Genomic DNA, 17839 nt, shown 5'->3' with positions numbered 1-17839 from the left:
TTCCCAAAGCCCAGCGCCTTCTGCCGGGGGCTCGGTGCATTCTGCACCGGCCTTCCGGCACGCATCGGTGGGCCCGGTGCCGGCCGCGCTTCGTGCCGCAGTCCTGGCCGTTGCGCTCGGGCTGGCCGCGTGCACGCCTGCCCCGCCGCCGCAGCAGGACAGCCAGTCGGCGCCGGCTTCCAGTCCGACCACCGGACCCTCCTCAACGCCCACCTTCTCCGCCGGTGCCGGCTCGGCAGCGGACTGCTCGCCCCTGCCGGCTACGGTGCCCTCCAATAATCCCGACCGCGGCAACTTCTCCACTGCCGACGCCGACACCTCCGCGCTCACGCGGTCCGACGGCGGGAGCACGGCCGTGGCTGATGCGGACATCACCAAGAGCGGCAGCTCGTCCAACCCCGAGGCGTCCGCGGCCGCCGGACTCAACGCTGCCGTGCTGGTGTCCGGCGGCAGCCGGCTATCCCTGTTAAATGCCACGGTCAGCTCCACCGGTGCCGGCGCCGGCGGGGTATTCAGCAGCGGCACCGGTTCCCTGGTGGAACTGGGCAGCGCCACAGTGCGCACCGACGGTGCCTCGGCCCCCGCTGTCGGTGCAGGGGACGGCGGATCGGTGACGGGAACGGACCTGACGCTGTCAACGGACGAGGGGAACGCCAGCCCTATTGCCGCCGGCAGCGAAGGCCAGATCTCGATTAACCGATCCACCGCCGTCGGGGAGGCGGCGCCGGCCATTTATTCCGCCGGGGATATTTCGGTCTGCGCAGTGGCCGGAACGTCCCGCTCTGCCGAAGCGGCAGTGGTAGAAGGGACCAACACCCTTATCAGTACCCGGTCCGAACTCTCGGGCGGCACCCACGGCGTGCACCTTCTCCAGGGCAGCGACGGGGGACCGGCGGGCGGCAGCCTGACGCTCACCGGCGGCAGCCTGAATGCCGGAGACGGCGACGCCGTGCTCATCGAAGGGGTGCCGGCCACTGTGAGCATCAGCCAGGGCAGCACCGTGAGCGCCGACTCGGGAAACCTGGTCAGCGTCACCGGCGGCGGGGCCGGCACGGTGGAGATGACCGAAACCGAACTTACCGGCAACCTCAGTGCACAGCAGGGCAGCAGCCTGGCCGTTTCCCTGACCGCCAACAGCAGCGTTACGGGGACGCTCGCCAACGTAGGGGTCACCTTGGACGACACCTCGCGGATCAGCCTGCAGGCAGACTCCGCGGCCTCCTCGGTGGCAGGCGCCCTGGTCAGCGGCGGCCAGGTCACCAACATCACCGGCAACGGACACACGCTCACGTACGATCCGTCCGCGCCTCAGAACGCGTACCTGGACGGCGGCACCTACGCCTTGGCACGGGGAGGAACACTTACACCGGGGTAGCCGCGCGGCGGACCTCCTGTCCGGAGCGCCGTCCTGCTGGATACTGATAGGCATGGAGCCCAACCCCCAGCGCCGCCCGCTGCGCATAGTGGTGCCCAGCCGCAACGATCCCTTCCTGCGGAAATTCACGGAGGGCATCGGCGGTCCGCTGGGACGCTTCACCGCGCCAGGTGTTGTAACCCCCGGATTCTTCACAGTGGAACGGGTGCTGATCCTGTTCACCACGGTCTCGGCGCTGCTGGCCGTCCTGGTCAAGATGCCCTGCCGCGCCGGCGGCTGGTCCACCCCGGACCACTTCTACCAGGCGTGCTATTCCGACTGGCCCGAACTGTTCGGGACCAGGGGCCTTGGGGAGGGCGTCTTCCCCTTTTTCACCGAGGGTGCACTGTTTGAATACCCGGTGCTTCTGGGGCTGCTGGCCGGTGCAACCGCACTGGTGGTTCCGGGGGAGGGTGCTTCCGCCGTCCGCGCCCTGCACTACTTCGATGTCAACGCCTTCCTGGCCGCCGGCGCCTGGATGGTCACTGTGGTGGCCACCATGCGTATGTCCGGCCGGCGGCCCTGGGACGCTGCGATGGTGGCGGTGGCCCCGGCGGCCATCCTGGCTGTCTTCATCAATTGGGACATTTGGGCAGTGATGCTCGCCACGGCGGGCATGCTGGCCTTTGCGCGGAACCGGCCGCTGGCGGCCGGCGTGCTGATCGGCCTGGGCACGGCCCTGAAGCTGTACCCCGTCCTGATCCTCGGTGCAGTCCTGGTGCTGGCCCTGCGGACCATGCGGCTGCGTCCGGCACTGCTCACCTTTGCCGCGGCGGGCCTGGCCTGGGCGGCCGTCAACCTGCCCTTTATGCTCCGCGACTTCGAGTCCTGGCGCTTTTTCCTCACGTTCACGTCCGAACGGCCAGCGGGGTTTTCCTCCATCTGGTTTGCCTGGAACCTGACCGCGGAGCGCTACGGCGGGGTAGGCGTGGACGCCGGATTCATCAACTTCTGGGCTTACGCCCTGTTTGCCCTCGCATGTGCCGGGATCGCCGTGCTGGCCCTGCGTTCCGGGCGGCGACCGCGGCTGGCGCAGCTGGCTTTCCTGATTGTTGCCGCGTTCATCCTCACCAATAAGGTCTATTCCCCGCAGTTTGTCCTGTGGCTGATTCCGCTGGTGGCCCTGGCCCGGCCGCGGTGGCGGGACTTCCTGATCTGGCAGTTCTTCGAAGTGATGCACTGGTGGGCCATCTGGATGTACCTCGCCAAGGACACCTCCGGCGGTGCGGCGCAGAACAACATCGACTCCCCGTACTACGTACTGGCCGTCCTGGGGCATGTGCTGGCCACCGCCTACCTGATGTACCGGGTGGTGGCAGACATCCTGCACCCCGACGGTGATCCGGTGCGCCGCACCGGCGCCGACGATCCCCAGGGAGGCCCGTTCGACGGCGCCCCGGACCGGCTGCTCCTGAAGCGGAGCAACGCCGTATCCTTAGAAGCGCATGCGGCCCCGGCGAAAGAAGCACAGTGACACCCGTTCCATACCGTTCCGAGCAGCTTAACTCCAAGGAATTCGAAGTTCTCGCCGCCGCGCATCCCGACGTTGTGATTCCGCTGGAGCAGACCCCGTACTGGGCTGATTTTGAGGCAAAGCTCGGCCGCAGCCCCTACGGCATCTGGGCCTATTACGACGGCGGCACACTGGTCGCGACCGCCAGTTACCTGCGCTCGGAACGGCGGCTGCGTCCGTCCCTGGTGGTGGTCAACGGACCCACCTGGTTCACCGTCCGCACGCACAACGCCGAAGCACGCCTGGTCCATACGGTGCAGGAACAGTTCCGGGCCGATCCGTCCGTGGATCCCCTGTACATCCGGATGCAGGTGGAACACCCGCAGCCGCCGGTGACGGGTCCCCTGGAACACGGCTGGTACGAACGCGAAATAGTCGTGGACCTGACTCCGGACACGGACGCCATCTTCGCCTCATTCCGGTCCAATGCGCGCAACCTGATCCGCAAGGCGGAAAAGCTGGGTGTGGAGGTGCGGACCATTGAACCGGAACGGTGGGCCGAGGTGTTCCGTGCCGAGCTGTTCCCGATCATGCAGGAAACCGCGGCCCGTGACGGCTTCTCGAGTTTCGAATCGACGTTCTATGAGACGCTGCTGACCGAGCTCGGCGAGTACCTGCGGCTGATGGTTGCCTACGTAGAGGGCAAACCGGTTTCCTGGCTGATCACCACCGAGTACCGCGGCTACTCCGTCTACTACTTCGCGGCCAGTTCGCACAGCGCGCGGAAGACCAACGCGCCCTACCTGCTGCTCTGGGAAGCGTTCAAGGTGCTCAAGGCGGCCGGCAACACCGCCTGCGGGCTCACCGGCATTGTCAGCGAGAACTACCCGGGCCTGATCAACGTCACGACGTTCAAGCGGAATTTCTCCAAGACCGTGGTCACCATTCCCACCACATACGACATCCCCCTGCAGCCGGGGCGGTACGCTCTGGTGGCAACGGCTTTGAAGCTCCGGCGGGAGGCGCCCGGCAAACTCCGGGCGCTGCCGGCCGCAACCAAGTCCCTGGCCGCCCGGGTCACCGGGCGCAAGGGGCAGTAAGGCACACCGGATGAGCGATGTCAGCGTAGTCGGTGCCGGCCCCAACGGGCTGGCGGCAGCGGTCATCATGGCCCGAGCGGGACTCTCGGTCCGGGTCTTCGAGGCGGCCGGGACCATCGGCGGCGGGAGCCGGACCAAGGAGCTGATGGAGCCGGGCCACCTGCACGACATCTGCTCGGCCGTGCATCCCATGGCGCTGGCCTCCCCGTTCTTCCGCAGCTTCGGGCTGGACCGGCGAATCGACCTGGTGGTTCCCGAAATCTCCTACGCCGCGCCGCTGGACGGCGGCCGCGCCGGGCTGGCGTACAAGGACCTGGAACGGACCGTGGAAGGGCTGGGCCGGGACGGCGCCGCCTACCGGCAGCTGATGGCACCCCTGGTGGAGCGCAGCGAAGCGGTCACCGAGCTCTTGATGGGTTCGCTGCTGAGCGTCCCCCGCGACCCGGTGGCGCTGGTCCGTTTCGGGCTCGCCGTCCTGGACCAGGGGACCGCCTGGTGGAACCGGCGGTTCACGGAGGACGCCGCCCCCGCACTGCTTTCAGGTGTGGCAGCGCACCCGGTGGGCAGGATGCCCTCGCTGCCGTCGGCCGGGGGCGGGCTGATGCTCGGCACCCTTGCCCACACGGTTGGCTGGCCCATCCCGGTGGGCGGCTCACAGGCCATTGCCGAGGCGCTCGCCGATGACCTGCGGGCGCACGGCGGCAAGATCATCACCGGCCACCGGGTCACCTCGCTGGCCGAAGTGGCGGACTCCCGCGCCGTCATCCTGGACGTTGCTCCTTCGGTGCTGCTGGAACTGGCATCCGACCGGCTGCCCGGACGGTACGCGCGGGCGCTGGAGCGCTTCAAATACGGCAACGCCGCCTGCAAGGTGGACTACATCCTTTCCGGTCCCGTGCCCTGGGCGAATCCGGAGGTGGCCCGTGCGGGAACGGCCCACTTGGGCGGCACCCGGGCCGAACTCACCGAGGCCGAGGCCGACGTCGCCGCCGGCAGGCACCCCCGCCGTCCCTACGTCCTGGCCTCCCAGCCCAGCGGATTCGACCCCACACGGGCCCCTGCAGGACGGCATGTCCTGTGGTCCTACTGCCATGTCCCGGCCGGCTCAACCGTAGACATGACCGAGGCAGTCACTGCGCAGATTGAACGGTTCGCCCCCGGGTTCAGGGACCTGATTGTGGACTCCAAGGTGACGACGGCGGCCGGCTTGGAGGCGTACAACGCCAACTATGTAGGCGGAGACTTTGGTGCAGGAGCGGTGACGCTGCAGCAAATGCTGATCCGTCCCGTACTCTCACCCAGTCCCTGGCGGACGCCGCTTCCGGGCGTCTATCTCAGTTCGGCCTCCACGCCCCCGGGCCCCGGCGTGCACGGCATGGGCGGGCAGCATGCTGCGCAGCTGGCGCTTAAAGACGTTTTCGGGCTGCCGATGCCCTCCCTGGCACCCGCTGCCGGGTACAACTAGCGGACGTTCGCCGGGCAGCCTTTCCTGCGGGTGCCGGCAGGTCCGGATCCCGGTGGAACCCGGACTGTGACCTGGAGCATAAAAGCTTGTATGTTATCGGGTACCGGCACGCCTGCCGGTACTTGACTGGGGGAGCAAGGCAATGGGGGACAGGCATATGGAGAACTATGGGTCGGCTGCGGGGACGCAGGGATTCCAGGGGGCTCCGCCGCCTCCACCCGGTGCAGGTACTGCGCCGCAGCCCGGGCAGCAGTGGCCGCAGCTCCCGCCGCCTCCCGGCGGGGAAGGCACCCTGCCGCAGCGGCAGCCGAACCCGAAGCGACGCAAGCGCCTGATAATCGCAGGCAGCGTGGCAGGCGGCCTGCTGGTGCTCCTGGGCGTAGGAGGCTATTTCGGCTATCAGTACATGGACGACACGGTCTACAGCCCGAGGGTCCAGGCGGAGGAGTACCTCCAGGCACTGGTCGACGGGGAGCTGGAAAAGGCCCTGGACATGGCGCCTGCCGATTCGGACCTGGACAATTCCCTGATGACCGATGAGGTCTACTCGAAGGTGGAGAACCGGATCAGCGGTTTTGAAATCACGGACATCGCGGTCGACGGCGACAAGGCCGAGGTATCGGTTGACGTGGAGCAGGGCGGGGAGAGCGAGGCCATGAAACTGTCGCTGTCCAAGGCCGGGACCGAGGCAGTGCTCTTCAAGAAATGGAAAGTCGACGCACCGCTGGGCACGTGGTCGGTGCGCTACATGATGGACGCGGATGTCACCGGTACCGCCGTAAACGGCGTGGACTTCAAAGCCCCCGAGGACGGCCGGAAGCTCGCGGTAATGCCGGGCGACTACACCTTCAGCGCTCCCAATGGCACGAAATTCGTCAGCTACGGCGAGGACGAAGTCATGAACGTCGGTCTGGACTCGCAGGAATCACTGATGGGAGTGGGGTTCCTCCCGGAGATCACGGACGCGGCACGCGATGAGATCAAGGCCCAGACCAGGGCACACCTGGATGCCTGCATGAAGTCCACCGAACTGCTGCCAAAGGGCTGCCCGAACAAGGCCGACGGCGAAGACCCCAACAACTTCCGCAACATCAAGTGGAGCATGACCAGGGAGCCCACCTACGCCGTGATCGAGGGCGATCCGACCGCCCCGTTCTCAGTCACGGCGGAAAACGGGCAGTTCACGCTGGAAGCCGAAATGAAGCAGGGCGATGACTGGGGAATGCAGAAGGGCACGGTTGAGCTCTATTCCATGCCCGCCAAGGTGAATATCCAGGGCGAGGCAATCACCATGGTGTTCGGAGAGTAGCGCCCGGAGCCGCTGCTCTTCTGCTGCGGGCCTTGTGCCCAGGCGCCGGTCATGGGGACCTGTAAGCAGGAGGTTTCCCATGACCGAGCACCTGAACAACCGTCTCTATTCGACGGTCAGTTCACCCATCCGGGACCACTCTTCGCCCTCGATCACCGTGTTGATGATCTTCGGGGTTTCCACCAGCGCCTGGACCATGTCCTTCATGGCCTGCTGGAAGTGATCGCTCTGCACGTGCGCGGCGGCGGCGTCGTCCTTGAAGGCTTCCACCAAGACAAACTCGTTCGGGTTCTCCAGGCTGCGGGACCAGTCGAACCACAGGTTGCCCGGCTCCGCCCGGGTGGCGGCGGTGAAACCGGCGGTAAGTTCGGGCCAGCGTTCGGTCCATTCGGGCTTGACGAGGAATTTGACGGTAATAAAGATCATTTCTTCATCGTATGCCCGGTTTCCGGAGCATGCCCATGCAGGGCGGCGGAGGAGGGGGACGCGGAATGGGAGGATGAATACGTGGCGCACCTCGACGTATCCAATATTGACTATTTCCTGTCCGACGGCCGGCAGCTGCTCAACGGCGTCAGCTTCAAGGTCGGCGACGGGCACAAGACGGCGCTGATCGGACCCAACGGCACCGGTAAAACCACCCTGCTGCGGATCATTGCCGGTGACCTGGTCCCGGACGAGGGCACCGTGGCCCGTTCGGGCAACATGGGCATCATGCGCCAGTTCGTTGGCCAGGTCAGGGATGAGAGCACCGTCCGGGATCTGCTGGTTTCCGCCGCTCCGCCGGCGCTGGCAGCAGCAGCCCGGGAAGTGGACGCCGCCGAACTGGCCATGACGGAGCACGACGACGAGCCCACGCAGATGCGGTACGCCACCGCGATCACGGACTGGGGCGACGTCGGCGGCTATGAGCAGGAGACCGTCTGGGACGAAGTGACCATGGCCGCACTGGGTCTGCCCTTTGACCGGGCCCAGTACCGCAAGGCCGCCACGCTCTCCGGCGGTGAGCAGAAGCGCCTGGTCCTGGAGGCGCTCTTTGCCGGGCCGGACGAGCTGCTGCTGCTGGACGAGCCGGACAACTACCTGGACGTGCCCGGCAAGCGATGGCTGGAGGACAAGCTCGCGCAGTCCAAGAAGTCGGTGCTGTTCGTCAGCCACGACCGGGAACTGCTGGACAACGCCGCCACCCGGATCGTCACCCTGGAACCCGGGATCAACGGTGCTTCCGCTTGGATCCACGGCGGCGGGTTCGGCAGCTACGTCAAGGCCCGCGAAGACCGCAATGCCCGGTTCGAGGAACTGCGCCGGCGCTGGGACGAGGAGCACCTCAAGCTCAAGGAACTCGTCAACATGTACAAGAACAAGGCGGCGTTCCGCTCCGACATGGCCAACCGCTACCAGGCGGCCCAGACCCGGTTGGCGAAGTTCCTCGAGGCGGGACCGCCCGAAGCCCTGCCGGTGGAGCAGAACGTCAAGATGCGGCTGCGCGGCGGGCGCACCGCCAAACGCGCCGTGGTGGCACAGAAGCTGGAACTGACCGGGCTGATGAAGCCGTTCAGCACCGAAATCTGGTTCGGGGACCGGGTGGGCGTACTCGGCTCCAACGGCTCCGGGAAGTCCCACTTCCTGCGCCTGCTCGCTTTGGGCGGCACTGATCCGGAAAAGGAACACGAGCCGGTCTCCGAGGTGGAGATTGCGCCGGTACCGCACGGCGGCACGGTGAAACTGGGCGCACGGATCCGGCCCGGCTTCTTTGCCCAGACCATGATGCGGCCGGACCTGGCCGAGAAGACCCTGCTGGACATCCTGCACCGCGGCGATGAGCACCGTTCCGGACTGGGCCGGGAAGCGGCCGCCGGTGCCCTGGACCGCTACGGCTTGGCGGCGTCCTCGGAACAGAAATACGAATCACTCTCCGGCGGCCAGCAGGCCCGGCTGCAGATCCTGCTCCTGGAACTGTCCGGCGCCACCTTGCTCCTGCTGGATGAACCCACCGACAACCTGGACCTGCACTCGGCCGAAGCACTGGAAAAGGCGATCGACGCGTTTGAGGGCACCGTACTGGCGGTCACGCACGACCGCTGGTTTGCCCGCAGCTTCGATCGGTTCCTGGTATTCGGTTCCGACGGCAGGGTTTACGAGTCCGATACGCCGGTCTGGGACGAAAAACGGGTGGACCGGGTTCGGTAGGGGACAATATTGGCGTGACCCATATGAACCCCTCTGATACTGCCCTGAACAAGGCACTTATCGCCGTGTTCGTGTGCTTCGGGCTCAACGGCCTGGTGTTCGCCAGTTGGGCCGCCCGCATCCCGGCCGCTGCCCAGGACCTGGGGATCGGTGCTGCCGGCGTGGGCCTGCTGCTGCTGTTTTCGGCCATCGGGTCGGTGGCCGCGCTGCCGCTGGCCGGTTCGGTGGCTCAGCGGATCGGCACCGCCGGCACTGTGCGGGTTGGCGGCCTGACGTCGTCGGCGGCGTCCCTGGCCATCGCCGCGGGCCTGCACCTGGGCTCCATTCCGCTGACCGCTGCCGGTCTCCTGGTGTTCGGCGTGGGTATTGCCGGCTGGGACGTTGCGATGAACCTGGAAGGCGCCGACGTCGAGCGCAGGCTGGGCCGGAACATCATGCCCAAGTTCCACGGCGCGTTCAGTGCCGGGTCCTTCACCGGGGCCCTGATCGGGGCCGGACTGTCCGCCGCAGGTGTGTCCCTGTCCCTGCACCTGCTGGCCATCCTCACCGTGGTGGCCCTTGTGGTGCTGATTGTCCCGCGCGATTTCCTTCACCTTCCGCACCCGGCGCATGCCGAGGGCGCCGGCGGAGCACCCGCATCCCGGTTCGGTGCCTGGCGCGAGGGGCGCACGCTGCTGATCGGCGTCGTCGTCCTGGGCGCCGCCCTGACCGAAGGGGCGGCCAACGACTGGGTGGCCAAGGCAACGGTGGACGGGCTGGGCACCAGTGAATCCACGGGCGCGCTGATGTTCGCCGTCTTCGTGGCAGCCATGACCCTTACCCGCTGGTTCGGTGCCCGGCTGATTGACCGGATCGGCCGTGTCCCGGCGCTGCGGATATGTATGAGCGCTGCCCTGGCCGGCCTGTTGCTCTTTGTGCTGGCGCCCAATATCGTGCTGGCCGGGATCGGGGCGGTCCTGTGGGGAATAGGCGCCGCGCTGGGCTTCCCCATGGGAATGTCCGCGGCCGGCGAGGACCCGCTGCACGCGGCGGGACGCGTATCCGTGGTGTCCACCATCGGCTACATGGCCTTTTTCGTGGGCCCGCCGGTGCTTGGCTTCCTCGGTGAACACTGGGGCGTGCGCAATGCCCTGCTGACGGTGGGCCTTGCGATAGCGCTGTCCCTCGTTTTCGCTCCTGCCGCAGCCGAGCGGAAAGCCGTTTCCGAAACCGCTTAAAGCTGCGGACCGGTCCTGTCCGCATTGGGCGGGCGCCGGACGGGGTCCCGGTCCTACCCTCGAACGCATGTCCCCTTTCCTGCAACCAGCATCACCCATGCAGTCAGCACCGCTGATCCATGCCGAAGGGCTGACCAAGGTCTACTCCTCCAAGTCCGGTCCCGTCCGCGCCCTGGACGGACTGGACATTTCCGTTCCGCAGGGAACGGTCACCGCCCTGCTCGGTCCCAACGGAGCCGGGAAAACCACGGCGGTCAAGGTCCTGACCACGCTGATCCGGGCGGACTCCGGCACGGCCGTCATTGACGGCCTCGACGTGATCGCTGATCCCAAGGCGGTCCGCCGCGCCATCGGCGTGTCCGGCCAGTACGCCGCGGTGGACGAAAACCTCACCGGCCTGGAGAACCTGGACATGGTGGGCCGGCTCTACCACCTGCCCGGGCGGCAGGCGAAGGAACGCGCAGCGGAACTGATCGACATGTTCGAGCTGACCGAAGCCCGGAACCGTCCCGTGAAGGGCTATTCCGGCGGCATGCGCCGGCGCCTGGACCTGGCCGGAGCCCTGGTCAACCAGCCGCGGGTGCTGTTCCTGGATGAGCCCACCACCGGACTGGACCCCCGCTCCCGCATCGCCCTTTGGGGGGTGATCAAGGACCTGGTGGCGCGCGGCACCACCTTGCTGCTGACCACCCAGTACCTGGAGGAAGCGGACCAGCTCGCGGACCGGGTGGCAGTCATCGACAACGGGAAAGTCATCGCCGAAGGCACTTCCGATGACCTGAAGGCGCAGATCGGCGGGCACCGGGTAGCCGTGGCCCTGGTGGACCAGGCAGATGCCGAGAGTGCGGCGGCCATCCTGGCCCGGCACGGCTCCGGTGAGCCCCACGCCTCGGGGGACGGCCGCACCCTCGAAGTCGCCGTCATCGACGGGCCAGCCGCCCTGCAGCGCGTGCTCGGTGAGCTGGATGCGGCCGGCGTCGAACTCCACGACGCCGGCATCCGCCGCCCCACCCTGGATGATGTCTTCCTGCAGCTCACGGGGCGCCCGGCGGAGGAAGACGCCGAAACGGAAAAAGAGGAGGCTCACCGATGAACGCCGCGGTATCGGCAGCCGGCATCCGGACCGGATCGGCCTCCAGCGCACCCGTGCGCTGGGCCGGCGACGGATGGACCGTCACCAAGCGCAACCTGATCAAGATCAAGCGCTCACCGGACATGATCATTTTCGCCGTGCTGCAGCCGATCATGTTTGTCCTGCTGTTCAGCCAGGTCTACGGCGGATCCATCAATGTTGCCGGCACCGACTACACGCAGTACCTGATGGCCGGCATCTTCGCCCAGACGGTGGTCTTCGGTTCCACCTTCTCGGGCGCGGCCATGGCGCAGGACCTGAAGGAAGGAATCATCGACCGGTTCCGTACCCTGCCCATGAGCCCCTCCGCAGTGCTGATCGGACGGACCAACTCGGACCTCGCGCTGAACGCCATCTCCATGATCATCATGATGGGCACGGGGCTGCTGGTGGGATGGCGGGTCAACACCAACTTCGCATCGTTCCTGGCTGCTGTCGGGCTGCTACTGCTGTTCTCCTACGCCTTCAGCTGGGTCATGGCATTGCTGGGCATGAGTGTCCGCACTCCGGAGACCATCAACAACGCGTCCTTCATCATCCTGTTCCCCATCACGTTCATCTCCAATGCCTTTGTGCAGAGCTCCACGCTCCCGGAACCGCTGCGCATCTTCGCGGACTGGAATCCGGTCTCCGCCCTGGTGCAGGCGGCGCGGGAGCTGTTCGGCAATGTAGGCACCGCGCCCGTTCCGGACACTTGGCCGATGCAGAACGCCATCCCCACGGTGGTGATCGGGTCACTGGTCCTGCTGGTGGTGTTTGTGCCCCTGGCGGTAAGGAAATTCCAGTCCATCAGTTCGCGCTAGCGCAAAGGACATCCCATGATCGAGGCACAGGACCTGGCCAAGCGGTTCGGCGGAAAAACCGCCGTTGACGGCATTACCTTCACCGTCCAGCCCGGCAAGGTCACCGGGTTCCTCGGCCCCAACGGTGCCGGCAAATCCACCACCATGCGCCTGATCCTGGGCCTGGACCAACCCAGCGCAGGGACGGTGACGGTCAATGGCCTGCCCTACGCCCGGCACCGGGCGCCCCTGCACGAGGTGGGAGCGCTGCTGGAAGCCCGGGCGGTCCATCCGCGCCGCACCGCGTACAACCATCTGCGGGCCCTGGCCGCCACCCACGGCATCGGGGCCCGGCGGATCCGCGCCGTCATTGACCTGACCGGGCTGGGCCCGGTGGCCCGGAAACGGGTAGGCAGCTTTTCCCTGGGCATGGGGCAGCGGCTGGGCATAGCCGTGGCCCTGCTGGGCGATCCGCAAACCCTGATCTTCGACGAACCGGTCAACGGCCTGGATCCCGAGGGCGTGCAGTGGGTCCGGCACCTGGCCCGGGAACTGGCAGCGGAGGGGCGGACGGTGTTCATTTCCTCCCACCTAATGAGCGAGATGGCCGTTACCGCCGACCATCTCATTGTGATTGGCCGCGGCCGGATCCTGGCGGACGCACCCATGGAGGAAGTCATCGCCGGTGCGGGCCGGCAGCGCACGCTGGTACGTGCCGACGACGCCGGGGAGCTGGCGGACGCCCTGGCCGCGGCGGTCCCGGGTGCCGAAGTCCGGCGCACTGCCGAGGACCAGCTTGAGGTCTTCGATGTTCCGGTCCGCAGCATTGCCGAGGCAGCGCTGGCCCGCCGCATCCTGGTCACCGAGCTGACCCCGCAGCAGGTGTCGCTGGAAGACGCGTACATGGAGCTGACCCGTGGCGAGGTGGAGTACCAGTCCCTGAGCGGACCCCTGAGTCATCCCTAGGGGGGACCCTGAATCATCCCGGGTCATCCTTAGTGCCGGTCCCTTTACGCCCTGCGCTCGCCTAGGCTGAAGAAAGCCAAGGCAGTAGTCCGGCGCAGTCAACTCCTAAGGACCATCCATGATCGAGGCAACCGGCCTCTCGAAGCGGTACGGCACCAAGACCGCCGTCGAAAACGTTTCCTTCACCGTCCAGCCGGGCAAGGTCACCGGCTTCCTGGGCCCGAACGGGGCCGGCAAGTCCACCACCATGCGCATGATCGTGGGCCTGGACAACCCGACCTCCGGCTCTGTGCTGGTCAACGGCAAGCCTTACGCCCAGCACAAGGCGCCGCTGCGTGAAGTCGGCGCCCTGCTCGATGCCAAGGCAGTGCACACCAAGCGCACCGCCTACAACCATCTGCGTGCCATGGCAGCAACGCACGGCATTTCCGCCAAGCGCGTCGACCACGTCATTGAACTCACCGGTTTGGCGCCGGTGGCGAAGAAGCGGGTGGGCGGGTTCTCCCTCGGCATGGGCCAGCGGCTGGGCATCGCCGTGGCGCTGCTGGGGGATCCGCACACCGTCATCCTGGATGAGCCGGTGAACGGGCTGGACCCGGAGGGTGTGCTGTGGGTGCGGCATCTGGCCCGCGGGCTTGCCGCGGAAGGACGCACCGTTTTCCTCTCATCACACCTGATGAGCGAAATGGCGCAGACTGCAGACCACCTGATCGTCATTGGACGGGGCCGGATCATCGCTGATGCCCCCATTGCCGACGTCATCGCCAACCAGGGCCGGAACCGGATCCTGGTGCGCACGGACAGTCCGGATGAACTGCTCCAGGCCTTGGCAGCCGACCCGGAGGTCACGGGAGAACGCAAGGAGGCCGGCCTGCTGGAAATCACCGGCGCGGAGCCGCGCAGCATTGCGGAGGCTGCGCTGGCGCGCCGCATCCTGATCACCGAGTTGACCCCGCAGCAGGTTTCCCTCGAGGACGCCTATATGGAACTGACCCGTGACGACGTTGAATACCGGTCCCAGGACCTGCCGCAGGAACAAGTTCCAGCCGCAGCCTCTGCCGGGAAGGGAAATTAAAGCCGTGAGCACTGCAACCACCGACAAAAACCAGACCGGTACCGCACCCGGCGGCCCTGCCGGATCCGGCGTGAACTTCCTGCGGGTGCTGAAGTCCGAATGGATCAAGGTCACCACCGTACCGTCCACCGTAATCCTCCTGGCCGTGACCGTAGTGGTGATGATCGGCCTCGCAAGCCTCGCGGCCTGGGGAACCGCCCAGCTCGCCAGTGATTCCGCTCCCGCCGCCGGGGCCAGCGCTTCCGCAGTCCCGGGAGAGGAGGGCGCAACCGCTCCGGCCGTCCCAGAGGGTGCAACCGCCCCCGCCGTTCCCGAGGGTGCAACCGCTCCCGCCGAACAGACCGCCCCGGGCGTGGACACCCAGGCCGGACCGCCGGCGGCGGACAGCCTGGTCCGCGACATCCCGGCCAGCGGACTCTTCTTCGGCCAGCTGCTGATCGCCTCGCTGGGCGTAGTGCTGATCGCCTCGGAATGGGGCACCGGAATGATCCGCTCCACCTTCAGTGCTGTGCCCAAGCGCACCCCGGCGCTGCTGGCCAAGAACCTGATCATCGCCGTGGTCTCCTTTGTGGTGGGCGCCGGAGCCGCATTTATCTCCTACCTGATTGCCCGGCCGATCCTGGGCACTGCTGACCTGAGCCTGTCCCTGGGTGACGAAGGGGTGCTCGCCAGCATCTTGAACACCGGAACCTGCCTGGCCCTCATCGCGGTGTTCGCCATGGCCATCGGCACCCTGCTGCGGAACACGGCCGGGGGAGTGGTGACGGCCATCGGCATCATCTTCGTCCTGCCGCTGGTGGTGCAGATTGTGTCAGGGCTTGCGGACTGGATCCCCGATGCCGCACGGTTCCTGCCCAGCAACGCCGGAGCGCAGCTGGTCTCCGCCGGACCGATCGCCGATGGTGATCTTACCCAGCTCCAGGGCGGGCTGGTCCTTGCCGCATGGGCTGCTGTCCTGCTTGTTGCATCCCTGGTCGCCACCAAGAGGCGCGACGTCTAGGCCCCCAAAACTTCGGTGAAGGCGGCAGCGGAAGAACGGCCGCCCCGCCTTCACCGGACACCTCCTCCCCAACCCCTGGAAGCGTGCTTCCGGGGGTTGGTTACGTTCGGGGCGGCTGCCGGTTACGCCGCCGCTGTTCGCTCTGGTTGAATCGGAGCATGTCTGACGCATTGGCCCACGTAAATGATCTCGGCGCGTTTGTCAGCGCCTCCCCGTCCAGCTTCCACGCCGCCCGCGAAGGTGCGCGCCGCCTGGCAGCAGCCGGCTTTACCGAAGTGGAAGAGACCGGGGATTTCCCGCACTCACCGGGGAAGTACTACGTCGTCCGGGACGGCGCGTTCATCGCGTGGGTCACTCCGGATGCCGCCGGCCCGGCAACCGGATTCTCCATCCTGGGCACCCACACCGACTCGCCCACCTTCAAGCTCAAGCCCCGTCCCACCACCGGACGCCTCGGCTGGCTGCAGGCCGGCGTCGAGGTTTACGGCGGTCCGCTGCTGAACTCCTGGTTGGACCGCGAACTGCAGCTCGCCGGCCGCATGGTCACCCTGGACGGCGTGGAGCACCTGGTGGAGACCGGGCCCCTGCTGCGCTTCCCGCAGCTGGCCATCCACCTGGACCGCGCAGTGAACGAGGGCCTGAAACTGGACAAGCAGCAGCACATGAACCCGGTGTGGGGACTGGGCGACCCGTCCGCTGCGGACCTGGTCGAGCTGCTCGCAGCCAAGGCGGGGCTGGCCCCCGAAGAGATCGGCGGCTACGACATTGTGGCGGCGGATACCCAGCCGGCACAGGTCTTCGGCGCCGAAGGGGAGTTCTTCGCCTCCGGCCGGCTGGACAACCTCACCTCGGTCCATGCCGGTGTGGCAGCCCTGATCGGTGCCGATGTTGCGCCTGCCGCCCCCATTGCGGTGCTGGCAGCCTTTGATCATGAAGAAGTGGGCAGCGGCAGCCGGTCCGGCGCAGCAGGCCCGTTCCTGGAGGATGTGCTCCTGAGGATCAGTGACGGGCTGGGTGCCACTGCCGCGGAGCGGGCACGCGGCCTGGCCGCATCCTTCTGCATCTCCGCTGATGTGGGCCATGCCGTGCATCCCAACTACGCCGAGCGCCACGATCCGGCGAACCATCCGGTGCTTAACGGCGGGCCGCTCCTGAAGATCAATGCCAACCAGCGGTACACCACCGATGCGCCCGGCACGGCCAAGTGGGCCCGCCTGTGCGCCGGCGCGGGTGTGCCCTTCCAGGAGTTCGTGTCCCACAACTCCGTGCCCTGCGGATCCACCATCGGCCCGCTGACCGCCACCCGGCTGGGAATCCGGACGGTCGACGTCGGCATCCCGGTGCTGTCCATGCATTCGGCACGGGAAATGGCCGGCGTGGAGGACCCCTTGCGCCTGGCCGCCGTGGCGGAGTTGTTCTTCAGCGCCGGAGCACCGTGACCGCGCAGGACGCCGCGTACCGACGGTCCGTGTTCTTCCGGCCTGCGGAAATCGGATAGGATAGGAAAGTCTGTGCTGTCGGCTTTGGCCGGCAGATTCCCCTTGCCGCGGATCAGCCGCGTGCTCAGGGGAGACAACGCAAAAGAACCTCCTGTTACGGAAATACCGTGACCGTACAGCCCAAAGGAGGTGGGTTCACAAATGCGTGCTTATGAACTGATGGTAATCATCGACCCCGAGGTCGAAGAGCGTACCGTCGAGCCTTCGCTCGACAAGTTCCTCAATGTAATCCGCAACGATGGTGGAACCATCGATAAGGTCGACATCTGGGGCCGTCGTCGCCTGGCCTATGAAATCCAGAAGAAGTCTGAGGGCATCTACGCGGTGGTTAACTTCACCGGTACGCCCGCAGCAGCAGCTGAGCTTGACCGCCAGCTGAACCTGAACGAGACCATCATGCGCACCAAGATCATCCGCCCGGAAGAGCAGAAGATCTCGAAGAAGGATGCCAAGAAGGCCGCCAAGGACGCTGCAAAGGTTTCCGCAGAGTAATTTCGGACAACCCGTACTGATACCAGGAGGCTTTCATGGCAGGCGAGACAACAATCACCGTCGTCGGTAACCTAACCAACGACCCGGAACTGCGGTTCACTCCGTCCGGTTCGGCAGTGGCGAACTTCACCATTGCTTCGACCCCTCGGACCTTCGACCGTCAGTCCAACGAGTGGAAGGACGGCGAAACGCTGTTCCTCCGTGCGTCTGTCTGGCGTGAAGCAGCTGAAAACGTCGCCGAGTCCCTCACCAAGGGAACCCGCGTAGTTTGCCAGGGCCGCCTGAAGTCGCGTTCGTACGAAACCAAAGAGGGCGAAAAGCGCACCGTTATGGAGCTTGAGGTCGACGAAATCGGCCCCTCGCTTCGCTATGCCTCTGCCAAGGTCACCCGCACCCAGCGCTCCGGCGGTGGCGGCGGCGGCTTCGGCGGCAACAGCGGCAGTGGCGGCGGCGGCTTCGGCGGCAACTCCAACTCCGGTTGGGGTGGCGGCCAGCAGCAGCAGCCGCAGTCCGCGCCGGCTGACGATCCCTGGGGTGCCCCTGCGGGCGGCAACTCCGGCGGATGGGGCAACGGTCCGGATTCCAACGATCCGCCCTTCTAACCCCTTCACCCGAAGAGCGGCTTACACCTTTCGGCGCAAGCAGCCCTTCACCCGGCGCCCCTGGGCGCCATCCTCAGACGGCAACCGCCGTCGAGCCCATCCCGTGGAATATGTATCCACGGGCTCCACTAGACATAAGGAGC

General features: G+C 66.6%; 16 protein-coding genes. 15 read left to right on the top strand and 1 reads right to left on the bottom strand.

Translation table 11 applies throughout. The features are described from left to right. Nucleotides 1–34: 34 nt before the first annotated feature. From LOC57_RS05070 to LOC57_RS05050, 5 genes are all read left to right on the top strand, one after another. Nucleotides 35–1375, top strand: coding sequence for a hypothetical protein (locus tag LOC57_RS05070; protein WP_229958528.1), 1341 nt, complete (start codon nt 35–37; stop codon nt 1373–1375). A 52-nt stretch (nt 1376–1427) separates the two neighbouring features. Then, nucleotides 1428–2888: a glycosyltransferase family 87 protein gene (locus tag LOC57_RS05065; protein ID WP_229958526.1), complete on the top strand. Its 1461-nt coding sequence runs from the start codon at nt 1428–1430 to the stop codon at nt 2886–2888. Continuing rightward, nucleotides 2885–3967 carry a lipid II:glycine glycyltransferase FemX gene (locus LOC57_RS05060; RefSeq protein WP_229958524.1) on the top strand — a complete coding sequence of 361 codons (1083 nt, stop codon included), beginning with the start codon at nt 2885–2887 and terminating at the stop codon, nt 3965–3967. The genes LOC57_RS05065 and LOC57_RS05060 overlap by 4 nt, the downstream gene beginning before the upstream one ends. 10 nt (nt 3968–3977) lie before the next feature. Further along, a complete protein-coding gene (locus LOC57_RS05055; RefSeq protein WP_229958522.1) occupies nt 3978–5432 on the top strand; it encodes a phytoene desaturase family protein in 1455 nt (484 codons plus the stop codon). Between the two features lie 157 nt (nt 5433–5589). Continuing rightward, nucleotides 5590–6741 carry a hypothetical protein gene (locus LOC57_RS05050; protein ID WP_229958520.1) on the top strand — a complete coding sequence of 384 codons (1152 nt, stop codon included), beginning with the start codon at nt 5590–5592 and terminating at the stop codon, nt 6739–6741. Nucleotides 6742–6846: 105 nt separating this feature from the next. Here LOC57_RS05050 and LOC57_RS05045 read toward each other — a convergent pair whose 3' ends face one another. Next, nucleotides 6847–7167 carry a putative quinol monooxygenase gene (locus tag LOC57_RS05045; RefSeq protein WP_229958518.1) on the bottom strand — a complete coding sequence of 107 codons (321 nt, stop codon included), beginning with the start codon at nt 7165–7167 and terminating at the stop codon, nt 6847–6849. A gap of 81 nt (nt 7168–7248) precedes the next feature. Between LOC57_RS05045 and LOC57_RS05040 the strand changes: the two genes are divergently transcribed. The 10 genes from LOC57_RS05040 to LOC57_RS04995 all read left to right on the top strand — a co-directional run bounded on the left by LOC57_RS05040 (nt 7249) and on the right by LOC57_RS04995 (nt 17696). Next, the gene (locus tag LOC57_RS05040) at nt 7249–8931 is read left to right on the top strand and encodes an ABC-F family ATP-binding cassette domain-containing protein (RefSeq protein ID WP_229958516.1); all 1683 of its coding nucleotides are present in this window, start codon (nt 7249–7251) and stop codon (nt 8929–8931) included. Between the two features lie 23 nt (nt 8932–8954). Continuing rightward, on the top strand, nt 8955–10148 hold the full coding sequence (locus tag LOC57_RS05035; RefSeq protein ID WP_227926047.1) for an MFS transporter: 1194 nt from the start codon (nt 8955–8957) through the stop codon (nt 10146–10148). A 67-nt stretch (nt 10149–10215) separates the two neighbouring features. Beyond that, a complete protein-coding gene (locus LOC57_RS05030; RefSeq protein WP_229958509.1) occupies nt 10216–11241 on the top strand; it encodes an ATP-binding cassette domain-containing protein in 1026 nt (341 codons plus the stop codon). Continuing rightward, nucleotides 11238–12083 (top strand): ABC transporter permease, encoded by an 846-nt coding sequence (locus tag LOC57_RS05025; protein ID WP_227912282.1) that lies wholly within the window; start codon nt 11238–11240, stop codon nt 12081–12083. The genes LOC57_RS05030 and LOC57_RS05025 overlap by 4 nt, the downstream gene beginning before the upstream one ends. A 15-nt stretch (nt 12084–12098) precedes the next feature. Further along, nucleotides 12099–13028: an ABC transporter ATP-binding protein gene (locus LOC57_RS05020; protein WP_227912280.1), complete on the top strand. Its 930-nt coding sequence runs from the start codon at nt 12099–12101 to the stop codon at nt 13026–13028. A 118-nt stretch (nt 13029–13146) separates the two neighbouring features. After that, on the top strand, nt 13147–14103 hold the full coding sequence (locus tag LOC57_RS05015; protein ID WP_229958507.1) for an ABC transporter ATP-binding protein: 957 nt from the start codon (nt 13147–13149) through the stop codon (nt 14101–14103). 4 nt (nt 14104–14107) lie between these two features. After that, on the top strand, nt 14108–15103 hold the full coding sequence (locus LOC57_RS05010; protein WP_229958505.1) for an ABC transporter permease subunit: 996 nt from the start codon (nt 14108–14110) through the stop codon (nt 15101–15103). 158 nt (nt 15104–15261) lie between these two features. Beyond that, entirely contained in the window at nt 15262–16542 is a 1281-nt protein-coding gene (locus LOC57_RS05005; RefSeq protein WP_227925896.1) for a M18 family aminopeptidase, read from the top strand. A gap of 201 nt (nt 16543–16743) precedes the next feature. Then, the gene (rpsF, locus tag LOC57_RS05000; RefSeq protein ID WP_227912274.1) at nt 16744–17094 is read left to right on the top strand and encodes a 30S ribosomal protein S6; all 351 of its coding nucleotides are present in this window, start codon (nt 16744–16746) and stop codon (nt 17092–17094) included. A 35-nt stretch (nt 17095–17129) separates the two neighbouring features. Continuing rightward, a complete protein-coding gene (locus LOC57_RS04995; RefSeq protein ID WP_229958503.1) occupies nt 17130–17696 on the top strand; it encodes a single-stranded DNA-binding protein in 567 nt (188 codons plus the stop codon). Nucleotides 17697–17839 lie beyond the last annotated feature (143 nt).

This window comes from Arthrobacter sp. zg-Y750 (genome assembly GCF_020907365.1).
Taxonomy (GTDB): domain Bacteria; phylum Actinomycetota; class Actinomycetes; order Actinomycetales; family Micrococcaceae; genus Arthrobacter_B.
Note: the sequence above shows the minus strand (reverse complement) of the source record. Positions and strands in the feature narration are given on the sequence as shown.

Bases quoted from the DNA above. Each gene is read 5' to 3' on its own strand.
- LOC57_RS05065 (WP_229958526.1), top strand. From the start codon at position 1,428: ATGGAGCCCAACCCCCAGCGCCGCCCGCTGCGCATAGTGGTGCCCAGC.
- LOC57_RS05055 (WP_229958522.1), top strand. From the start codon at position 3,978: ATGAGCGATGTCAGCGTAGTCGGTGCCGGCCCCAACGGGCTGGCGGCA.
- LOC57_RS05050 (WP_229958520.1), top strand. From the start codon at position 5,590: ATGGAGAACTATGGGTCGGCTGCGGGGACGCAGGGATTCCAGGGGGCT.
- LOC57_RS05045 (WP_229958518.1), bottom strand. From the start codon at position 7,167: ATGATCTTTATTACCGTCAAATTCCTCGTCAAGCCCGAATGGACCGAA.
- LOC57_RS05035 (WP_227926047.1), top strand. From the start codon at position 8,955: ATGAACCCCTCTGATACTGCCCTGAACAAGGCACTTATCGCCGTGTTC.
- LOC57_RS05030 (WP_229958509.1), top strand. From the start codon at position 10,216: ATGTCCCCTTTCCTGCAACCAGCATCACCCATGCAGTCAGCACCGCTG.
- LOC57_RS05025 (WP_227912282.1), top strand. From the start codon at position 11,238: ATGAACGCCGCGGTATCGGCAGCCGGCATCCGGACCGGATCGGCCTCC.
- LOC57_RS05020 (WP_227912280.1), top strand. From the start codon at position 12,099: ATGATCGAGGCACAGGACCTGGCCAAGCGGTTCGGCGGAAAAACCGCC.
- LOC57_RS05015 (WP_229958507.1), top strand. From the start codon at position 13,147: ATGATCGAGGCAACCGGCCTCTCGAAGCGGTACGGCACCAAGACCGCC.
- LOC57_RS05005 (WP_227925896.1), top strand. From the start codon at position 15,262: ATGTCTGACGCATTGGCCCACGTAAATGATCTCGGCGCGTTTGTCAGC.
- rpsF (WP_227912274.1), top strand. From the start codon at position 16,744: ATGCGTGCTTATGAACTGATGGTAATCATCGACCCCGAGGTCGAAGAG.
- LOC57_RS04995 (WP_229958503.1), top strand. From the start codon at position 17,130: ATGGCAGGCGAGACAACAATCACCGTCGTCGGTAACCTAACCAACGAC.